We start from the raw sequence: 19,329 nt of genomic DNA on the forward strand, positions 1-19,329 counted from the left end.
GCTACTGGTTCGCCAGGATCTGGTTGACCTGCGACTCGGCGGTGGCCAGCAGCTTGCCCGCGTCCGCGTTCTTGTTGGTCAGGACGCCCGACATCACGTTGTCGAGGACCTTGTAGATCTCCTGCGCCTTGGGCGGCTCCGCCTTGCCCTGCACCGGGTTGTCCATGAAGGGCTTGAAGTTCTCGACCGGCATGGTGGCGTTGGCCGCGCGCGCCGCGTCGTCCTTCGTCTTGCTGCCGCCCAGCCAGAAGTTGGGCTGCGGCACACCGACGGGCAGACCGTCGGCCTTGGTCCGGGCCCAGTCGAACTGGCCCTTGCCGACCGTGAGGTTCTTGAAGTTGAGCCAGGCGACGGCGGCCTTGATCTTGTCGGGCGAGATGCCCTTCTTGACCATGTAGTTGTTGCCGCCGAAGAGGGTGGCCTTCTGGCCGGGGATCGGGCCCATGCCGAAGTTCTCGTATTTGGCGCCGAGTTGCTGGACCATGTACGCGATGTCGTCGGGCGCGGCGAGGAACATGCCGAGCTTGTCGCTGGCTATCTGCTTCTGCAGGTCGCCCCACTTGAGCAGCTGGGTCTTGCCCATGCTGTCGTCCTGCCAGCGCATCGCCTTGAGGTTCTCGACGACCTGCTTGCCGGTCGCGTCGTTGAAGGCGGCCTTCTTGCCGCTCTCGTCCACGATGTTCCCGCCGAGGCCGTACATCTGGGCGGTGAAGTGCCAGCCGCCGGTGTTGCCGGCGCTGTACTCCCCGAACCCGGCGATGCCGTTGCCGAGTCCGGCGATCTTCTTCGCGGCCGCGCGGACGCCCTCCCAGGTCGTCGGCGGGGCGTCGGGATCGAGCCCAGCCCGCTCGAAGAGCTTGCGGTTGATCAGCAGGCCCATGGTGTAGTTGCTGGTGGGCAGGCCGTAGAGCTTGCCGTCCTTCTTCAGGGAGTTCAGGACGTTCGGGTCGATGTCCGCGATCGCCGGGACGGTCTTCGGGGTGACGTACGCGGTGATGTCCTCGCCGCCGGCGTTGTCCAGCACCTGCGTCAGGTCCGTGAAGTACGTGTAGAAGACGTCCGGCTGGGACTTGGCCTTGAGCATCGCGGTGAACCGCGGCGGCTCCAGGCACTGGCCGGGGGTGGACCGGCCCTCGATCCTGATGTTCGGGTACGTCTTGTTGAACGCCTTGACGTCCTCTTTCCACTCCTTGAGTTCCGCGGCCTTCGCAGCCGGCGGCATGCAGTCGATCGTCAGCGTCAGCTTGGTCTTCGGGTCCAGCGGAGCTGACGGGTCGGACGAACCGCCGCCGGATCCCTCGTCGTTGTCACCGCTGCTGCTCGTGCCGCAGGCGGCCAGGGCGGTCAGGGCGAGCGCGGAGACGAGCGCGGTCGCGGCGGAACGGCGCGTACGGCGGAACCCAGCACTTCTCATCGGTGGTCCCCTTCGGGCCTGAGCGTGGATGACCCGCGGCTGACACGCAGCGGGAACGCGGCACACTCAACCACCGGCGACAGAAGACCGCAATATGTCGCGCCGATTTCGTAAATGATTGACAGGCGGTTGAATCAGGAGCGCGGAGCCTTTGCGGTGGAGCCGCGCACCACCAGTTCCGGCTCGAAGAGCAGCTCACCGGGCGGGACCTCGCCGCCCTGGATCTGCGCACAGAGCAGTTCGACCGCGGCACGGCCCATGGCCTCGATGGGCTGACGGACGGTCGTCAGCGGCGGCTCGGTGCAGTTCATGAAGGCGGAGTCGTCGTAGCCCACGACGGAGATGTCTCCCGGAACGGCGAGCCCCCGCCGGCGCGCCGCGCGTACGGCACCGAGGGCGAGCGGATCGCTCGCGCAGATGATGCCGGTGACACCGCGGTCGAGCAGCCTGGAGGCCGCCGCCTGCCCGCCTTCCAGGGAGAACATGGAGCGCTCGACGCGCTCGTCGGTCAGCTCCCCGCCGGATGCCTTCGCGGCCGCGTGGGCAGCCGCGAGCTTGCGCCGGGACGGCACGTGGTCGAGCGGGCCGAGGACGAGACCGATGCGGTCGTGGCCGAGCGAGGCGAGGTGGCGCCAGGCCTGCTCGACCGCCACGGCGTCGTCGCACGCGATGCAGGGGAAGTCGAGATTCTCGATGGCGGCGTTGATGAGCACCACCGGAATCCGGCGTTCGGCCAGCAGCCGGTAGTGGTCGTGCGGGGCGTCCTCCTGGGCGAAGAGCCCGCCGGCGAACACCACGCCGGACACCTGCTGCTGGAGCAGCAGTTCGACGTAGTCGGCCTCGGAGACCCCGCCCTTCGTCTGGGTGCACAGGACCGGCGTGAGGCCCTGCTGGGCCAGCGCTCCGCCGATCACTTCGGCGAACGCCGGGAAGATCGGGTTCTGGAGCTCCGGCAGCACGAGGCCCACGAGGCGCGCGCGCTCGCCGCGCAGCTGGGTGGGGCGCTCGTAGCCGAGGACGTCCAGCGCGGTCAGGACGGACTGGCGGGTGGCCTCGGAGACCCCCGGCTTGCCGTTGAGCACCCGGCTGACCGTGGCCTCGCTGACCCCTACCTTCTTCGCCACCTGAGCAAGTCGTCGCGTCATGCACGCAAGACTAGCGCAAGCCATGCAAGCGGCTTGCGCTAGTCCGCGTTTCGATCAGTAGTCGATCACGGGCGTGATCCCGGGGCCGGCCTAGGGGTTGATGTTGATCTTGAAAGTGGACGTGGTGTTCTTGATGTCCTGGGCGTTGCCGGCGAACCGCAGGCCGTTGAAGGTGACCTCACCCACCGCGGGGCCCTGCCCCGCCTCGGGCATCTCGTTCGCCCAGAGGCCGAAGCCGGACTTGGCGTCGAAGGCGTCGCCGCTCTTGCGTGCACCGGTGATCGAGATGTCACTGAGCACGGTGTCCTTGATCGGGAACTGCGGCTGTCCTCCCACGTAGTTGGTCTGGAACATGATCCCGCTGTACGTCGGATCGACGATGTCGACGTTGTTGACGCGGATCCCCTGGAACACCTTCGAGGCCGAGAAGAGCCAGATCCCGGGGAAGGTCTGCGCGCCCCAGAAGTGGCCGCCGGCCCGGACGATCGAGACGTTCTCGACGGTCGTCGGCTCGGTCCCGAAGCCGTTCATCGGATACCCGAAGTCCAGTGAGCTGATCGTGATGCCCGAGTAGACGAGGGTGTCCGCGATGTGGATGTTGCGGAAGGTGTTGTTGTAGCCGCCGTAGACGGCGATACCCGCCGCACGCCAGGTGAGGATCGACGTCAGGTTCTCGTAGACGTTGTTCTTCATGTCCGCCCCGCCGGCGTCGATCGCCGAGAACAGGGCGAAGCTGTCGTCGCCGGTGGCCCGGGCCTCGTTGTTGGTGACGAGGTTGTCCGTGGACCCGTTGGTCATGTTGATGCCGTCGGCGAACATGTTGCGGATCCGCGAGTTCTTGATCGTGATCCTGTCGGTGTTCGCACCCCAGTAGAGGCACACCATGTGCTCGTTCCAGATGTTGTCGATCACGATGTCGGTGACGTTGGAGAAGTCGAACACCTTGCCCGGGCCGTCGATGCGCGAGGTGTAGTTCCCGAAGTAGGCGAAGCCCGTGAACGACGAGCCCTTCGCCGCTGCCTCCGCCCGGAAGCCCACATCGGTGTTGTCCTGCGTCGAGGGGGCGTTGAACCGGGTGTACCAGGGCCCCGCGCCGGCCACCTTGACGGCCTTGCCGTAGACCTGGAACTTGCTCGCCGTCTGGTAGTCACCCGCCGGCAGATACACGCCGACCAGCGTGCCGGTGGTGTCCATGCGCACCTTGTCCAGGGCGTTCTGCACGTCCTGGTGCGTGAATCCGGCCGGGACGGTGTACCTCGCCGGGTCCGGGTTGGCGACCGGCGCGACCTGCTCCAGGCTGACGAAGTCGATCGCGTAGCGCGAGGTGTTCGCCGCGTCCTTCTGCAGCCTGATCGTGCTGCCCGCCGGGACGGTCTCGCCCAGCATCACGTGCGCCTCGTCGTAGATGTGCCGAGGGGCGCCGGAGCCCGGCGAGTTCCCGGGGCTCGCCTCCGCCCCGTACAGCCAGGAGTACTTCGACGTCAGGTCGATGGCTTTGCGGAAGGTGCCGTTGACGTACACGTTCAGCGTGGAGTCGATGCCTCCGCCGCCGGGCGCGTCCGGGATGGAGAACCGGGTCACCAGGGTGTTCGTACTGGCCCTGGTCGTGAACTCGACGTAGTTGCCGGTGTTGTCGAGGGTGACCGCCTTGCGGCCCGAGGCCTCTCCCGCGATGTCGCCCACCGTGCGGCTCGGTCCGACGACGGCCGCTCCGCCGCCCGCGGAGCCGTCCTCGGCCTCGTACATGTCGTAGGGCATGTTCGCCCCGCGGCCGATGAACAGCGACTGGCTGCTCGTGTTGTTGGCCCTCTTCACGGGCAGTTCGTTGGCGTCGTCGGCGACGACAACCTTCACGGTGTACGAGCCGTTGGCGGCGGCCCAGGTGCCGAGGCCGACCGGCGCAGCGGTCGCACCCGCGGCGATGACCCCGCTGTGCGCACCGGTGAGGGTCTTCACCGTGGCGCCCTTGGAGTCGGTCAGGGTCAGCGTGATGCCGTGACTTCCGCCTGCCGAGGCGATCGTGCCCTGGTTCTTCAGGGCCACGGAGAAGGTGACGGTGTCACCCGCGGAGGCGCCGCTCGGCGTCCAGTTCACGGCCGAGGCGATCAGGTCGGAGCTGTCGACGGGCTTCACCACCAGCGAGGTGGGGCTGGTGTAGGTGTTGTTGGACTCGTTCTGCTCGATGACGGCGTTCGCCTCGTCGGCCACCGCGCTCAGCTGGTAGGTACCCGCGTCGCGGGCACCGATGGTGGCACTGACGACGGTCTGCGCCCCGGCCGCGAGGGCCCCGACCGCGGCCGAGCCCACCTTCGTCCCGCCGAGGCGGAAGGCGAGGGTGCTCGCGGCGGAGGCCGCGGGACCGCTGTTGCGGATGGTGGCGGACAGCGTGATCGGATCCGACTCGACGGGCGCGGCGGGCGCGGCCGTGAGACCGGTGACCTCCAGGTCCGGGTTGGGCGCGGCGACTCCGATGACCTGGAGCTCGGCGATCTGCCCCGCGGACGAGCCGGTGTTGGAGGTGAACCTCAGCTGGACGTCCGCGACGCGGGCGTCGACCGGGACCGTCACGGTGTTCTGGCTCGCGGGGTTGAAGGTGTAGTCCTTGGCGGCCACCAGGCCGGTGAAGCCGGATGCGCTCTGTTCACGGCCGAGGACCTGGATGTTCTGGGTGCGGCTGCCCCAGGAGCTGTCGGGGTTGAGCTTCAGGACGAGACTGCTGACGTCCGCGTTGGCACCCAGCTTGACGGTGAGGGTGTTCGGGTAGCTGCCCGCCGCGCCCTCCCAGTAGGTGGCGAGGCTGTTGTCGTTGGCGTTCTCGGCGACGAACGTGTGGATCACGGACGACGCGGTGATCGGCCTGCCGACCGCGAGGTTGGACCCGTTGCCCCCACTGCCGTTGCGGGTGACGGTGTTGCTGTTGCCGGACTGGTTCCCGGCAGCGTCCTTGGCCCGCACGAAGTACGACACGGTCGCACTCGCCGGCTGGGTGTCCGTGAACGTCGTGACATTGCCCGCCACGCTCTGGCGCAGCGAGTTGTTCGCGTAGATGTCGTAACCGGTCACCGCCGTGTTGTCGGTGGACGCGCCCCAGGTCAGCCTGATCTGTCCGGCGCCGGGTTCGGTGAAGGCGAGGCCGGCCGGGGCCGTCGGGGCCTGGGTGTCGCCGGTGTCGCCCCTGCGGGTGACGGTGTTGCTGTTGCCGGACTGGTTCCCGGCAGCGTCCTTGGCCCGCACGAAGTACGACACGGTCGCACTCGCCGGCTGGGTGTCCGTGAACGTCGTGACATTGCCCGCCACGCTCGTCCGCAGGTCGCCGCCTGCGTAGATGTCGTAGCCGGTCACCGCGGTGTTGTCGGTGGACGGCTTCCAGGACAGCCTGATCTGTCCGGTGGCCGGTTCCGTGTAAGCGAGTTCGGTGGGTGCGGTCGGAGCCTGCGTGTCCCCGGTGGCCGGTCCGTAGATCTCCAGCTCGGACAGCTGGGCTGCCGCCCTGCCGGAGTTGGCGGTGACGAGGACCCGGACGTACCGCGTGGTGGCGGCGTCGAAGGTGATCGTCGCCGACTGCCCGCCGGCCGCGTTGAAGGCGTACGCCTTGGACGCGGTCAGGTCCGTGTAGTCGGTGCCGTTGGCGCTGCCCTGGATCTGGAGGGTCTGCGTTCGATCCGGCCAGCCGTCCGGCAGCCGCAGCACCACGCGGTCGATGCGGACGGATGCGCCGAGGTCGGCGCGGATCCACTGCGGGAGGCTGCCGTTGGCGCTCTCCCAGTAGCTGGCCTTGTTGCCGTCGTTCGCGTTGGCCGCGGTGTAGACCTCGGTGTGGCTGCTCGCGGTGAGCGTCTTGCCGCGGGCCAGATCGACGGACGACTCGCCGGCCGCGTGCACCTCCAGCTCACTGAGCTGGGCGGCGGCCCAGCCGGTGTTGGCCGTGATGTGGATGCGGACGAATCTGGTCTGCGTGGCCGGGAAGCCGACGGTCACGGTATTGGCCGAGCCCGGCTGGAAGCTGTAGGCGGCAGAGCTCTTGATCGTGGTGAAGCTGGTGCCGTCGGCGCTGCCCTGCACGGACAGCGTCTGGCTGCGGCTCTCCCAGCCCGCGGGCAGCTTCAGCACCACCTCGTCGACCCGGCTGGTGGCCCCGAGATCGGTCTGCACCCACTGGGGAAGACCCGGCCCGGCGCTCTGCCAGTACGTCCCCTGGCTGCCGTCGGTGATGTTCCCGGCGGGGTACTCGGCATGGGCGGTGCTGGCGGTCGCGGGTCTGCCCGCGGCGATATTGGGGCCGTCGGCCGCCGAGGCGGTGAGCGTCGGCCATCCGATCAGCAGAAGGCTGGTCGTGATCACGGCGGAGAGCACCCGCCAACTCCGGCGTTGCGGTCTCATTTGTCCCCGATCTTCGGCCTCGCGCCGAGGCGAGGCGCGGCTCTGTCGGCGTACATGACGACGTGCCCGTGCGACTGGCGTTTGTGCACGGTTGAACTGAGACTTTTGCGTTCGGCGGTCAGAGAGTTGCAGAGAACTGCTAAGTCGTCTACCGCCATGACCGCGTCAAATTCGGTCGCCGATCGCTGGGGAACTCGCGAATCCGCCCACACCAGCGGCTTTATCGCCGACTTTCAGGAAATCGCAAACAGACGGCAATCCACGCAAGCGGCTTGCGTCACAGTCCGGAAATTTCAGAAAGGGCTGCTCGACCTCTACCGTTCGTAGGCATGAGTCCCGAACCGACCCCGCCGGCCGGACGTCGGCGGTTCGGCTGGCCGCAGCGGGTCTTCTCCCAGGTCCTGCTGATGCAGCTGGCCATCGCGACCGGTGTGACCGTCCTGGCCACCGGTCTCTTTCTGGCGCCTCTCAGCGAGCAGCTCGACGACCAGGCCATGCGCAGGGCGCTGGCGATCGCCGAGACCACGGCGTCCGCCGAGGTCGCCGAGGACCTCACCGGCACCGAGCCCACGGCCACCGGACCGGTCCAGACCGAGGCCGAGCGGATCCGCAGGGCCACCGGCGCCGAGTACGTCGTGATCATGGACCGGACCGGGGTGCGCTGGTCGCACACCTCCCCCGCCCAGATCGGCCGGGTCGTCTCCACCGACCCGAGCGAAGCGCTCGCGGGCCGGGACGTCATGGAGATCGACAGCGGCACGCTCGGCCGCTCCGCCCGGGGCAAGGTGCCCCTGCGCGACGACAGCGGCGCGATCGTCGGAGCGGTGTCCGTCGGTATCGAGTACGACAGCGTCCGCGCCCGTCTCCTCGCGGCGATCCCCGGCCTGCTCGCCTACGCCGGGGGCGCCCTGGCCGTCGGGGCGCTGGCCGCCTATCTGATCTCCCGCAGACTCCAGCGCCAGACCCATGACCTGGCCTTCTCCGACATCTCCGCGCTGCTGGCCGAGCGCGAGGCGATGCTGCACGGCATCCGCGAGGGCGTCGTGGCCCTCGACGCGACAGGCAGGATCCGGCTGATGAACGACGAGGCGGAGCGGCTGCTCGGCCTCGGCTCCGACGTCAGAGGCCGGCCGCTCACCGAGGTGCTGGGCGAGGGCCGTACGGCCGACGTCCTGACCGGCCGCGTCGCCGGCGAGGACCTCGTCACCGTGCGCGGCCACCGAGTGCTGATCGCCAACCGGATGCCCACGGACGACGGCGGCGCCGTCGCCACCCTGCGCGACCGCACCGAGCTGGAACAGCTGGGCCGGGAACTGGACTCCACCCGCGGACTCATCGACGCCCTGCGGGCCCAGGACCACGAGCACGCCAACCGGATGCACACCCTGCTCGGGCTGCTCGAGCTGGAGATGCACGAGGAAGCGGTGGAGTTCGTCACCGAGGTCGTCGGGGTGCACCGGGCCACCGCCGAGCAGGTCACCGAGAAGATCCATGACCCGCTGCTGGCCTCGCTGCTGGTGGGCAAGGCGACCGTCGCGGCCGAGCGCGGGGTCTCCCTGCGCATCGCACCGGACACCCTGCTGCCCGACCGCCTGGTGGATCCGCGCGGCATCGTCACGGTCGTCGGCAACCTCGTCGACAACGCCATGGACGCCGCAGCCGGCTCAACGGACGCACGCGTCGAGGTCCGCCTGCGGGCAGAGGGGCGTACCGCGGTGCTGCGGATCTCGGACAGCGGCCCCGGAGTGCCGCCTGAACAGCGTGAGCAGATCTTCACCGAGGGCTGGTCCACCAAGGAACTCCCGGCCCACGGCAAGCGCGGCATCGGGCTGGCACTGGTGCGCCGACTCGCGGAACGGCAGGGCGGCAGCGCCGCGGTCGGCGAAGGGGCCGGCGGAGGCGCGGAGTTCACCGTCGTGCTCCCCGAGGCACTGACCGAACTGGCCGATCCGGAGCCGGCCGTCGCCGGGGAGGCACCGTGAACGACCGACCCTCCGAGACCACCGGGATCACCGAGACCGCCGAGAATCCCGTCGAGGTCCTCGTCGTGGACGACGACGTACGCGTGGCGGCGATCAACGCGGCCTACGTGGCGAAGGTGCCGGGCTTCCACGTCGCGGCGACAGCGCATTCGGCGAGCGAGGCACTCGCCCGAATCGCCGACACCCCCGTGGACCTGGTGCTGATGGACCACTATCTGCCGGACGGGAACGGCCTCGCGGTCGTCCGGGAGCTTCGCCGGCTGGGTCATCAGACCGACGTGATCATGGTGACGGCGGCGCGCGACGTGGCCACCGTCCAGGCGGCGATGCGCCACGGCGCGCTCCAGTACCTGGTGAAACCGTTCAACTTCGCCGGTCTGCGGGCCAAGTTGGAGGCGTACGCGGGGCTGCGCCGCACCCTGCGCGGTGGCGGGGAGGCGGAACAGGCCGAGGTGGACCGGATCTTCGGCGCCCTGTCGGCCGGATCGGTCGCCCCTGATCTGCCGAAGGGCCACTCACCGACCACCGCCGAAGTCGTACGCCAGGTGCTGCTGGCGGCCGACGGGCCGCTGTCCACACAGGAGATCGCGGACCGGGCGGGCGTCAGCAGACAGACCGCCCAGCGCTATCTGAAGCTGCTGGAGCGCACGAGCCGCGTACAGCTGAGTCTGCGGTACGGCGAGACCGGCCGCCCCGAGCACCGCTACTCCTGGGCCACGAGCCTCTGACCGATCGCCAGGGGCCGCCGGCGGATGCGCCGCGCGTCAGACCGCGCCCGCGCCGGTCAGCGCCCGTACCTCCGTCTCGGCGTGCCGGGCGTCGTCCGGGGGCTCCGAGGAGGTGACGGTGCCGATCCAGCCCGCGAGGAAGCCCAGCGGAATGGAGATCACGCCCGGGTTCTGCAGCGGGAAGACATGGAAGTCGACTCCCGGGAACAGGGACTCCGGGGTGCCGGAGACCACCGGTGAGAGCACCACCAGCAGCATGGCGGGGATCAGTCCCCCGTACACCGACCAGACGGCGCCGCGCGTCGTGAAGTTCCGCCAGAACAGCGAGTAGAGCAGGACGGGCAGATTGGCGGAGGCGGCGACCGCGAAGGCCAGGCCGACCAGGAACGCCACGTTCAGATCGCGGGCCAGCAGGCCGAGGGCGATCGCCACGGCACCGATCCCGGCGGCGGCGAGCCGCGCGACCGCGACCTCGCTGCGCTGCTTGGCGTGCCGGCGCTTGAGCGAGGCGTACAGATCGTGGGCGACCGAGGCCGACGACGCCAGGGTGATGCCGGCGACCACCGCCAGGATCGTCGCGAAGGCGACGGCGGCGACCACCGCGAACAGCACCGTGCCTCCGGTGGAGCCCGCGCCGCCTCCGAGGTCCAGGGCGAGCAGCGGTACGGCCGTGTTCCCCGCGGCGTTCGAGGCACGGACCTCCTCGGTGCCGAGCACGGCGGCGGCACCGAAACCGAGCACGATCGTCATCAGATAGAAGCTGCCGATGAGGCCGATCGACCAGACCACCGAACGGCGGGCGGCCCGCGCGGTGGGCACGGTGTAGAACCGCGACAGGATGTGCGGCAGGCCGGCCGTGCCCAGGACGAGCGCGAGACCGAGGCTGATGAAGTCCAGTCGCGCGGTCCAGTCCCCGCCGTACCGCAGGCCGGGCGCGAGGAAGTCCTTGCCGTGGCCGCTGCGTTCGGCGGCGGTGTTGAGCAGGTGGTTCACATCGCCATGGAAGCGGGCGAGGACGAGCAGCGTCATGGCGATCGCACCCGCCATCAGCAGCACGGCCTTGACGATCTGGATCCAGGTCGTCGCCCGCATGCCGCCGAACGACACATAGATGACCATCAGCGCGCCCACGCCGATCACCGTCCAGGACTGAGCGGCCTCACTGGTGCCGCCGAGGAGCAGCGCGACGAGACTGCCGGCGCCGACCATCTGCGCCACCAGGTAGAGCACCGACACGGTGACCGCCGACGTACCCGACGCGATACGCACCGGGCGCTCGCGCATCCTCGACGCGATGACATCGGCGAGGGTGAACCGGCCGCAGTTGCGCACGAGTTCGGCGACGAACAGCAGCACGACCAGCCAGGCCACGAGGAAGCCGACGGAGTAGAGCATGCCGTCGTACCCGTAGAGCGCGATCAGACCGGAGATGCCGAGGAAGGAGGCGGCGGACATGTAGTCGCCGGCGATGGCGAAGCCGTTCTCCATCGGGGAGAACAGCCGGCCGCCGGCGTAGAACTCCTCCGCCGAGCCGTGTCTGTTGCGGCTCACCCACGTGGTGATGCCGAGCGTGACCGCGATGAACGCGCTGAACAGCAGCAGCGCCAGGGTCTGGTGGTCGCCGGTCACCGCTCGCTCCCCCGGGACGTCTCCTGCGCCCGCGCCCGGTCGAACACGGTCCAGCGCAGATCGAGCGCGGCCCGGTCCCGGCGCAGTCGCGCATGGCGGGCGTACGCCCAGGTCAGCAGGAACGTGGTGAGGAACTGGCCGAGGCCCGCGACCATGGCCACGTTAACGGCGCCCACGACGGGCCGGGCCATCAGACCGGGGGCTGCGGTGGCCGCCACGACGTAGGCCAGGTACCAGAGGAGGAAGGCGAGGGCGGCAGGGACGACGAAGCGGCGGTAGCGGCTGCGGACCTCCTGGAAGGCGGCGCTGCGGTGCACCTCCAGGTAGATCTCCGCGGTCCCGGGCCGGTCGGCGGCCCGCTCCACGGGCTGGACCGGTACGGCGGTGGCGGGCGCACCCGTGCTGTCCAGTTCGCCCCAGCCGGCGGCCAGTGCGTCGTACCACGGGTCGTCGAGCCGCACCGCGGCGGCGTCCTGCCCGTCCTGCTTCTCCACCGATCAACTCTCCTTGTCAGCGAACCGTTTCGGCCGCGTGCCCAAGGATGGACAGAGCGGGAAGATCCCGGACTCTTCTCCCGCCGGTCTTCACCCCATCAGGTGACGCTCGTCCCAGGTGGCTGCGCCAGACCTTCCCGATAGGCGTAGCGCACGGCCTGGGCGCGGTCGTGCAGATCGGCCTTCGAGAACAGGTTGTTGATGTGGGTCTTCACGGTGGCGGTGGAGATGTGCAGCCGGCGGGCGATCTCGGCGTTGGTGAGCCCTTCCGCGATGAGGGTGAGCACCTCGCCCTCACGGGCGGTCAGCCCGTCGGGCAGCTGCGGCGCGGCCGGCGGGCCGGCGGCGGTGACCTGCTCCAGCAGACGGCGCTGGACGACCGGTGAGAGCCCGGCCCGCCCGGCCATGACGTCCTGGATCGCCCGGACGATCTCGTCGCCGTCGGCGTCCTTGGTGAGATAGCCGCGCGCTCCCGCCCGCAGAGCGGGGAAGAGGGACTCGTCGTCGGCGTACGTCGTCAGCACCACGATCTGGGTCGCGGGGTACTCGCTGCGGATCCGGCGCGTGGCCTCGACCCCGTCGCAGCGGGGCATCCGGAGATCCATCAGCACGACATCGGGGGCGAGTTCGGCGACCAGGGCGACCGCTTCGTCGCCGTCCTTCGCCGAGCCGACGACCTCGATGCCGGGCAGCAGCCCCAGCAGCATCACGATCCCCTCGCGCACCACCGCCTGGTCGTCGGCGACGATCACTCTGGCGTTCTGCTCGCTCATGCCGGCACTCGCAGCCGCACCACGAAACCCTCTCCCTCCGGTCCCGCCTCCAGGCTGCCGCCGAGGAGTTCGGCCCGCTCGCGCATTCCCAGCAGACCGTACCCGGACCCGGAGGCCCCGAGCTCGCCCGTCTTCTCGGCCGTGCCCGAATCCCGTACTTCCAGCATCACGTGGTCCGTCTCGTAGGCGAGCAGCACCCGCACCGTGGCGCCGGGGGCGTGCTTGCGCGCGTTCGTGAGGGCCTCCTGGGCCACCCTGCGTACAGCTTGTGAAGCCTCGGCGGTCAGCAGCCTCGGGGCGCCCCTCACCTCGGTCGCGGCTCCGTCCGCGACGGCCGGCTCCCGCAGGAAGTCCTCGACGGGCACCATCTCGCCACGGAGCGCGGACAGCGCCTGTCTGGTCTCGGCGAGCCCTTCGCGCGCCATGCCGCGGGCCGCGACCACCCGCTCCAGGATCCGGTCGCGGAAAGGTCCTTCCGGCTCTCTCTCGATCTGGATCCGGGCGGCCTCCAGGTGCACGAGCTGCGCGGAGAGACTGTGGGCGAGGACGTCGTGGATCTCCCTGGCGATCCGCGCGCGTTCCCCGAGAGCCGCCGAGACGGCCTCGGCCTCGCGCGCGGCCCGCTCCTGTGCGAGCAGCCGGAACCCCGCACCGCGGGCCTGCCCGTCCAGCCGGAGCGAATAGCCACCGAAGAGGATCGCGGCGACGGTGATGACCGAGCCGAGCGGTCCGCCCTGCTGCATCATCGCGAAGGAGCCGACCATCAGCACCCCGGTGGCCAGGCCGTACGCGAGCGGCAGCCGCTCCATCGCCAGGATGGCCGCCGTGATCCACGGGACGGCCGCGGCCACCTCGGCGCCCTCCGCGTACGCCCCCCAGCCCACCCCGGCGAGGACGAGCAGCATGCCGAGGGACGGCAGCAGCCGGTGCTTGAGGGTCGTCTCGTGGAAAGCGAGGAAGGCGCCGGCGCAGAGCAGCAGCCCGACGGGCGGCAGGACCGTCTCCAGGCCGCTGAAGGCGCCCGAGGCGTAGGAGCCGGCCAGCGCCCAGGTGGCCAGTCCGGCGAGCACGATGCCGTCGAGGACCGCGCGGGTGCGCGGCACACCGATCCGGGACAGCGACTCCCGCGTGGGCCACGCGGTCCCTCTGCTGCTCAGCACATTCATGCCCCTCCTCCGTCGCCTCGATGCTACGGAGGAGGGCCGCCGCCCGGAATCGGCTCAGGGGTGGAGCCGGCGGCTCCACCCCTGGGTGGGCGGACGGTGGATCAGGCGTCGATCCGGGACCGGTCCAGCGTGGCCGCGGAGCTGGTGATGAATTCCTTGCGGGGCGCGACCTCGTTGCCCATCAGCAGGTCGAAGACCTGCTCGGAGGAGTCGAGGTCACCGATGTTGATCCGGCGCAGCGTGCGGTGACGCGGGTCCATCGTCGTCTCCGCCAGCTGGTCGGCGTCCATCTCGCCGAGACCCTTGTAGCGCTGGATGGAGTCCTTGAAGCGGACCCCCTTGCGCTGGAACTCCAGCAGGGTCTGCCGCAGCTCGTTGTCGGAGTAGGTGTAGACGTACTTGTCCTGGCCCTTCTTGGGCTGGACCAGCTCGATCCGGTGCAGCGGCGGGACCGCGGCGAAGACCCGGCCCGCCTCCACCATCGGGCGCATGTAGCGCTGGAACAAGGTCAGCAGCAGGCAGCGGATGTGGGCTCCGTCGACGTCGGCGTCGACGAGCAGCACGATCTTTCCGTAGCGGGCGGCGTCGATGTCGAACGTCCGGCCCGAACCGGCTCCTATGACCTGGATGATCGCGCCGCACTCGGCGTTCTTCAGCATGTCCGACACGGACGACTTCTGAACGTTGAGGATCTTTCCGCGGATCGGCAGCAGCGCTTGGAACTCGCTGTTCCGAGCGAGCTTGGCGGTACCGAGCGCGGAGTCCCCCTCGACGATGAAGAGCTCGCTGCGCTCCACGTCGTCGCTGCGGCAGTCGGCGAGCTTGGCCGGCAGCGAGGACGACTCCAGGGCCGTCTTCCGGCGCTGCGCCTCCTTGTGCTGCCGGGCGGCGATCCGGGTGCGCGCGGCGGAGACGGCCTTCTCCAGGACGGCCCTGGCCTGCGCCTTCGCGTCCCGCTTGGTGGAGGTCAGGAAGGCCTTGAGCTCCTTGGCGACGACGGCTGCGACGATCCTGTTGGCGGCCGAGGTGCCCAGCACCTCCTTGGTCTGGCCCTCGAACTGGGGCTCCGCCAGCCGGACCGTGACGACCGCGGTGATGCCCTCCAGGGCGTCGTCCTTGACGATGTCGTCCTCGGCGACGCGCAGCATCTTGGCCGAACGGAGCACTTCGTTCACCGTCCGGGTCAGCGAGCGCTCGAAGCCGCTGACGTGGGTGCCGCCCTTGGGGGTGGCGATGATGTTCACGAAGGACTTGACCGTGCTGTCGTAGCCCGTGCCCCAGCGCAGCGCGATGTCGACGCCGAGCTCACGGGTGACCTCGGTAGGGGTCATGTGGCCGCGGTCGTCCAGGACCGGGACGGTCTCCTTGAAGCTGCCGGTGCCGTTGAGCCGCACGACGTCGCAGACGGCCTTGTCCTGGGCGAGGTACTCGCAGAACTCGCTGATGCCTCCGTCGAAGCGGAAGATCTCCTCGCTCTTGCCCTGGCCCTCCAGGTCCCGCTCGTCGCGCACGACGATGGTGAGACCAGGCACCAGGAAGGCGGTCTGGCGGGCGCGCTGGTGGAGCGTGTCCAGGTTGAGCTTGGCGTCCTTGAGGAAGATCTGGCGGTCCGCCCAGTACCGCACACGGGTGCCGGTACGGGCCTTGGGTACCCGCTTGCCCTTCAGCAGGCCGTTCGCCGGGTCGAAGGGGGCGTCGGGGCCCTGCTCGGTGAAGATGCCGGGCACACCGCGGCGGAAGCTGATCGCGTGGGTGGCGCTGTTGCGGTCGACCTCGACGTCGAGGCGGGCCGAGAGCGCGTTGACCACGGACGCACCCACGCCGTGCAGACCGCCGGAGGCGGCGTAGGAGCCACCGCCGAACTTGCCGCCGGCGTGCAGCTTGGTCATCACGACCTCGATGCCGGACAGGCCGGTCTTGGGCTCCACGTCGACCGGGATGCCCCGGCCGTTGTCCCGGACCTCGACGGAGCTGTCGTCGTGCAGGATCACTTCGATGTGGTCGCAATAGCCACCGAGAGCCTCGTCGACGGAGTTGTCGATGATCTCCCAGAGACAGTGCATCAGACCGCGGCTGTCGGTCGACCCGATGTACATGCCGGGGCGCTTGCGGACCGCTTCGAGCCCTTCGAGGACGAGCAGGTGCCGCGCGGTGTAGTTGGACCCGTCACGGTCTGCGGTCAGTACCGCACTGGACGGCACGGACGTTTCGGCGGTCACGCGGTTCGCTCCTCGCTGAATTTCAGATGTGGCCAAGTGGGGTAGAGGCCCGGCGTCGGTCGCCGGTCAGAGGGTACCGAGGCCTGGTAGAGCCGATGTAACGCCACCCACGTGATTTTTCATGCTAGTCCAGCCTCGCATACATGTTCGATCCCTCGATGGGGTGACGCGTACATCACGTTCCCTTCGAGGCATGAACCATTTAGGCTCCGGGCACGTCCTCATCAACAACCGGCAACCCAGCCGGGAGGGCCAATCGAGACAAGCAACGCGAAATCCGTAGAGCGAAGCAATACGGCTCATTCGCCGCCAACCGGCAGCAGACAGCTACCTCGAGAAGAAGTTTCGAGGAAAAGCCCCGAGCGGGAACGTTTTCGGGCTGGTTGGATGTTGACCCTGGTACGACAGCTCGTCGAGCTAGAGAAGAGGCGACGTGACTACTGTTCTGACCCCCGCGAGCCCGCTGACGGCCGGTGACCGCTGCGACCGCTGCGGTGCGCAGGCCTATCTGCGTGTCGTCCTGACCAGCGGCGGTGAACTGCTCTTCTGCGCCCACCATGGACGCAAGTTCGAGCCGGAACTCAAGAAGATCGCCGCAGAAATACAGGATGAGACCGACCGACTCACGGCCGTACCGGCCGCCGTCGGTGAAGAGGATCACTGATACCTCACATCCACGACGAGCCAAGGTCGGTCCAGGACCGGCTGACGGGCGGCAGCCCCTGAACACCAGGGGCGGCCGCCCGCTCTCGTACCGTGACCGCGTCAGCGGTCCGTTCTGACCCGGAGGCCTTTCAGGTCCCGGACACCGCGGAGACCCGCGTGTACACCCCCGGACTGTCGGCCCGCCCGCAGCCGCTCCCCCAGGACACCAGCCCGATGAGGCGGCCCTGGGCCACCAGCGGGCCTCCACTGTCCCCCTGACAGGCGTCGTGGCCTCCTCGAGGGTCTCCGGCGCAGAGCATCGTGGAAGCCACGTAGCGGCCCCCCAGACCGCCGGGATAGGCCTGCTCGCAGGTCCCGTCCGACAGGACGGTCACCGGGGCGGCACGCAGCGACGAGGCGTAGAGGCCGCTGCCGCTCATGTCGCCCCATCCGTAGACGGTGGCGCTGGTGCCCGGCGCGTACGCGGCGTCACCGGCACCCGCCAGCGGCAGGACGAAGGACGCCGGGAGGGCCTTCGCCAGCGTCAACACCGCCATATCCGCACTGTTGGTCGCAGGGTCGTAACGGGGCGAGACCCAGCTGTCACTGACGGCGATCTCCTGCCCGCCCGCGCCGGCCAGCGCCGACCGTCCGGCGATGACCCGCAGGTCCGCGACGTCGCTCACCTTCTGGCCCAGCACGGTCCGGCTCAGGCAGTGCGCCGCGGTCATCACCTTGGTCGGCGCCACCACGACGCCGCCGCAGAACTGACCCGCGCGGGTTCCTCCGAACCGGTCACGGCTGGAGAGGGCCACCACCCAGGGACTGTCGGCGGCGCGTACCGGGGAGCCACCCACGACGACGCCGTCGGCGGCTGCCGGGACGGACGCCGCCAGGGGCGCGAGAACCGCCGAGGACATGAGGGCCAGCGCCCCTGTCAAGGCTCGGACGAGGGGACGACGCATACGGCCTCCTGACTCTGCGTGAATGGAGTCCACTCAGAGTCACGCAGGTCGACCGCAGGCGCACCCTCACACAGGCCGAGGGCCCGGATCCCTGACGGGATCCGGGCCCTCGAACGACCGAAAATCAACTGTGCCGACTAGTCGAGGTAGTCGCGCAGCACCTGCGAACGCGACGGGTGGCGCAGCTTCGACATCGTCTTCGATTCGATCTGGCGAATCCGCTCCCGCGTCACGCCGTAGACCTTGCCGATCTCGTCCAGCGTCTTCGGCTGACCGTCGGTGAGACCGAAGCGCATGGAGACGACACCGGCCTCACGCTCGGAGAGCGTGTCGAGCACCGAGTGGAGCTGCTCCTGCAGCAGGGTGAAGCTGACCGCGTCGGCCGGGACGACCGCCTCGGAGTCCTCGATGAGGTCACCGAATTCGCTGTCGCCGTCCTCGCCCAGCGGGGTGTGCAGGGAGATCGGCTCACGGCCGTACTTCTGGACCTCGATGACCTTCTCGGGGGTCATGTCGAGTTCCTTGGCCAGCTCCTCCGGGGTGGGCTCGCGGCCCAGGTCCTGGAGCATCTGGCGCTGCACACGCGCGAGCTTGTTGATGACCTCGACCATGTGCACCGGGATACGGATGGTGCGGGCCTGGTCGGCCATGGCGCGGGTGATGGCCTGACGGATCCACCAGGTGGCGTACGTGGAGAACTTGTAGCCCTTGGTGTAGTCGAACTTCTCGACCGCGCGGATCAGACCGAGGTTGCCCTCCTGGATGAGGTCCAGGAAGAGCATGCCGCGACCGGTGTAGCGCTTGGCCAGCGAGACGACCAGCCGGAGGTTGGCCTCCAGCAGGTGGTTCTTGGCGCGGCGGCCGTCCTCGGCGATGATCTCCAGCTCGCGCTTGAGCTTCGGCGCCAGCTTGTCGGAGTTCGCCAGCTTGTCCTCGGCGAACAGGCCGGCCTCGATGCGCTTGGCGAGCTCGACCTCCTGCTCGGCGTTGAGGAGGGGGACCTTGCCGATCTGCTTCAGGTAGTCCTTGACCGGGTCGGCGGTGGCGCCGGCGACCGCGACCTGCTGTGCGGGCGCGTCGTCCTCGTCGTCGTCGGACAGGACGAAGCCCTTGCTCTCGCCCTCGGTCTCTTCCTCTTCGCCCTTGGCTCCGGGCTGTGCCTCGTCGACGAGCTCCTCGCCCTCGGCGGGCTCGTCGGAGTCCTTCTTCGACGTGGCCTTCTTCGCCACGGTCTTCTTGGCGGCGGTCTTCTTGGCCGCCGTCTTCTTCGCAACCGTCTTCTTGGCGGCCGCCTTCTTGGCAGGCGCGGCCTCCGAGACCTCGTCGCCGGCCTGGACGTCGACGGACTCGGCCGTCGGCGCCGCGGAGGCGGCGACAGTTTTCGCCGTGGCGGTCTTGGCCGCGACGGTCTTGGTGGCGGTGCGCTTTGCCGGGCTCTTCGCAGCGACGCTCTTGCGGGCGCGCTTCGGCGACTCCGCGGCACTGACCATCAGCGTCACACCCTCTTCCTCGAGGATCTGGTTGAGGCTGCGCAGAACATTCTTCCACTGGGTTGGCGGAATCTGGTCAGCCTCGAAGGCCCGACGCACGTCATCGCCGGCGATCTGCCCATCAGCCTTTCCCCGCTCGATGAGCGCCATCACAGACTCGGACTCGGCGATCTCCGGCGGGAGCGTACGGGATGTGCTGGCCGACACGAACAACCTCTCGGAACGATGGAAACGGCTTCCGGCCCCGCCCATGATCGGGCCGGAGCCGACGACCACCTGGCTGCGGATGTGCCGGTGGC

The 19,329-nt window shown here is 69.3% G+C and carries 13 protein-coding genes; 3 read left to right on the top strand and 10 right to left on the bottom strand.

Annotated elements, in window-relative coordinates; genetic code table 11:
• Position 1 precedes the first annotated feature (1 nt).
• The 3 genes from RPQ07_RS09485 to RPQ07_RS09495 all read right to left on the bottom strand — a co-directional run bounded on the left by RPQ07_RS09485 (position 2) and on the right by RPQ07_RS09495 (position 6,939).
• Complete coding sequence (locus RPQ07_RS09485; RefSeq protein ID WP_313943663.1) at positions 2 to 1,414, bottom strand: extracellular solute-binding protein; 1,413 nt, start codon at positions 1,412 to 1,414, stop codon at positions 2 to 4.
• A gap of 134 nt (positions 1,415 to 1,548) precedes the next feature.
• The gene (locus RPQ07_RS09490) at positions 1,549 to 2,559 is read right to left on the bottom strand and encodes a LacI family DNA-binding transcriptional regulator (RefSeq protein WP_313943664.1); all 1,011 of its coding nucleotides are present in this window, start codon (positions 2,557 to 2,559) and stop codon (positions 1,549 to 1,551) included.
• A 90-nt stretch (positions 2,560 to 2,649) separates the two neighbouring features.
• A complete protein-coding gene (locus RPQ07_RS09495; protein WP_313943665.1) occupies positions 2,650 to 6,939 on the bottom strand; it encodes a discoidin domain-containing protein in 4,290 nt (1,429 codons plus the stop codon).
• Positions 6,940 to 7,268: 329 nt separating this feature from the next.
• On the opposite strand from RPQ07_RS09495, the gene RPQ07_RS09500 reads away from it, so the two are divergent.
• Positions 7,269 to 8,921: a sensor histidine kinase gene (locus RPQ07_RS09500; protein WP_313943666.1), complete on the top strand. Its 1,653-nt coding sequence runs from the start codon at positions 7,269 to 7,271 to the stop codon at positions 8,919 to 8,921.
• A 26-nt stretch (positions 8,922 to 8,947) separates the two neighbouring features.
• Complete coding sequence (locus RPQ07_RS09505) at positions 8,948 to 9,649, top strand: response regulator (RefSeq protein ID WP_313948833.1); 702 nt, start codon at positions 8,948 to 8,950, stop codon at positions 9,647 to 9,649.
• Positions 9,650 to 9,685: 36 nt separating this feature from the next.
• Here the strand turns inward: RPQ07_RS09505 and RPQ07_RS09510 are convergent, their stop codons facing one another.
• From RPQ07_RS09510 to RPQ07_RS09530, 5 genes are all read right to left on the bottom strand, one after another.
• Positions 9,686 to 11,278 carry a cation acetate symporter gene (locus RPQ07_RS09510; RefSeq protein ID WP_313943667.1) on the bottom strand — a complete coding sequence of 531 codons (1,593 nt, stop codon included), beginning with the start codon at positions 11,276 to 11,278 and terminating at the stop codon, positions 9,686 to 9,688.
• Positions 11,275 to 11,772 (bottom strand): DUF485 domain-containing protein, encoded by a 498-nt coding sequence (locus RPQ07_RS09515; RefSeq protein ID WP_313943668.1) that lies wholly within the window; start codon positions 11,770 to 11,772, stop codon positions 11,275 to 11,277. Before RPQ07_RS09515 ends, RPQ07_RS09510 begins: the two co-directional genes overlap by 4 nt.
• A 98-nt stretch (positions 11,773 to 11,870) precedes the next feature.
• Complete coding sequence (locus RPQ07_RS09520; RefSeq protein WP_313943669.1) at positions 11,871 to 12,545, bottom strand: response regulator transcription factor; 675 nt, start codon at positions 12,543 to 12,545, stop codon at positions 11,871 to 11,873.
• Positions 12,542 to 13,711, bottom strand: coding sequence for a sensor histidine kinase (locus RPQ07_RS09525; protein WP_313943670.1), 1,170 nt, complete (start codon positions 13,709 to 13,711; stop codon positions 12,542 to 12,544). The genes RPQ07_RS09520 and RPQ07_RS09525 overlap by 4 nt, the downstream gene beginning before the upstream one ends.
• 101 nt (positions 13,712 to 13,812) lie before the next feature.
• On the bottom strand, positions 13,813 to 15,930 hold the full coding sequence (locus RPQ07_RS09530; RefSeq protein WP_313943671.1) for a DNA topoisomerase IV subunit B: 2,118 nt from the start codon (positions 15,928 to 15,930) through the stop codon (positions 13,813 to 13,815).
• A gap of 433 nt (positions 15,931 to 16,363) precedes the next feature.
• Between RPQ07_RS09530 and RPQ07_RS09535 the strand changes: the two genes are divergently transcribed.
• The gene (locus RPQ07_RS09535; RefSeq protein ID WP_313943672.1) at positions 16,364 to 16,594 is read left to right on the top strand and encodes a hypothetical protein; all 231 of its coding nucleotides are present in this window, start codon (positions 16,364 to 16,366) and stop codon (positions 16,592 to 16,594) included.
• Positions 16,595 to 16,724: 130 nt separating this feature from the next.
• Here RPQ07_RS09535 and RPQ07_RS09540 read toward each other — a convergent pair whose 3' ends face one another.
• Complete coding sequence (locus RPQ07_RS09540; protein WP_313943673.1) at positions 16,725 to 17,540, bottom strand: serine protease; 816 nt, start codon at positions 17,538 to 17,540, stop codon at positions 16,725 to 16,727.
• 137 nt (positions 17,541 to 17,677) lie between these two features.
• Positions 17,678 to 19,237, bottom strand: coding sequence for an RNA polymerase sigma factor (locus RPQ07_RS09545; protein WP_313943674.1), 1,560 nt, complete (start codon positions 19,235 to 19,237; stop codon positions 17,678 to 17,680).
• Positions 19,238 to 19,329: the final 92 nt, after the last annotated feature.

The organism is Streptomyces sp. AM8-1-1, assembly GCF_032229325.1.
Lineage (GTDB): Bacteria > Actinomycetota > Actinomycetes > Streptomycetales > Streptomycetaceae > Streptomyces > Streptomyces achmelvichensis.

Bases quoted from the DNA above. Each gene is read 5' to 3' on its own strand.
- RPQ07_RS09490 (WP_313943664.1), bottom strand. From the start codon at position 2,559: ATGACGCGACGACTTGCTCAGGTGGCGAAGAAGGTAGGGGTCAGCGAG.
- RPQ07_RS09500 (WP_313943666.1), top strand. From the start codon at position 7,269: ATGAGTCCCGAACCGACCCCGCCGGCCGGACGTCGGCGGTTCGGCTGG.
- RPQ07_RS09485 (WP_313943663.1), bottom strand. From the start codon at position 1,414: ATGAGAAGTGCTGGGTTCCGCCGTACGCGCCGTTCCGCCGCGACCGCG.
- RPQ07_RS09520 (WP_313943669.1), bottom strand. From the start codon at position 12,545: ATGAGCGAGCAGAACGCCAGAGTGATCGTCGCCGACGACCAGGCGGTG.
- RPQ07_RS09495 (WP_313943665.1), bottom strand. From the start codon at position 6,939: ATGAGACCGCAACGCCGGAGTTGGCGGGTGCTCTCCGCCGTGATCACG.
- RPQ07_RS09540 (WP_313943673.1), bottom strand. From the start codon at position 17,540: ATGCGTCGTCCCCTCGTCCGAGCCTTGACAGGGGCGCTGGCCCTCATG.
- RPQ07_RS09525 (WP_313943670.1), bottom strand. From the start codon at position 13,711: ATGAATGTGCTGAGCAGCAGAGGGACCGCGTGGCCCACGCGGGAGTCG.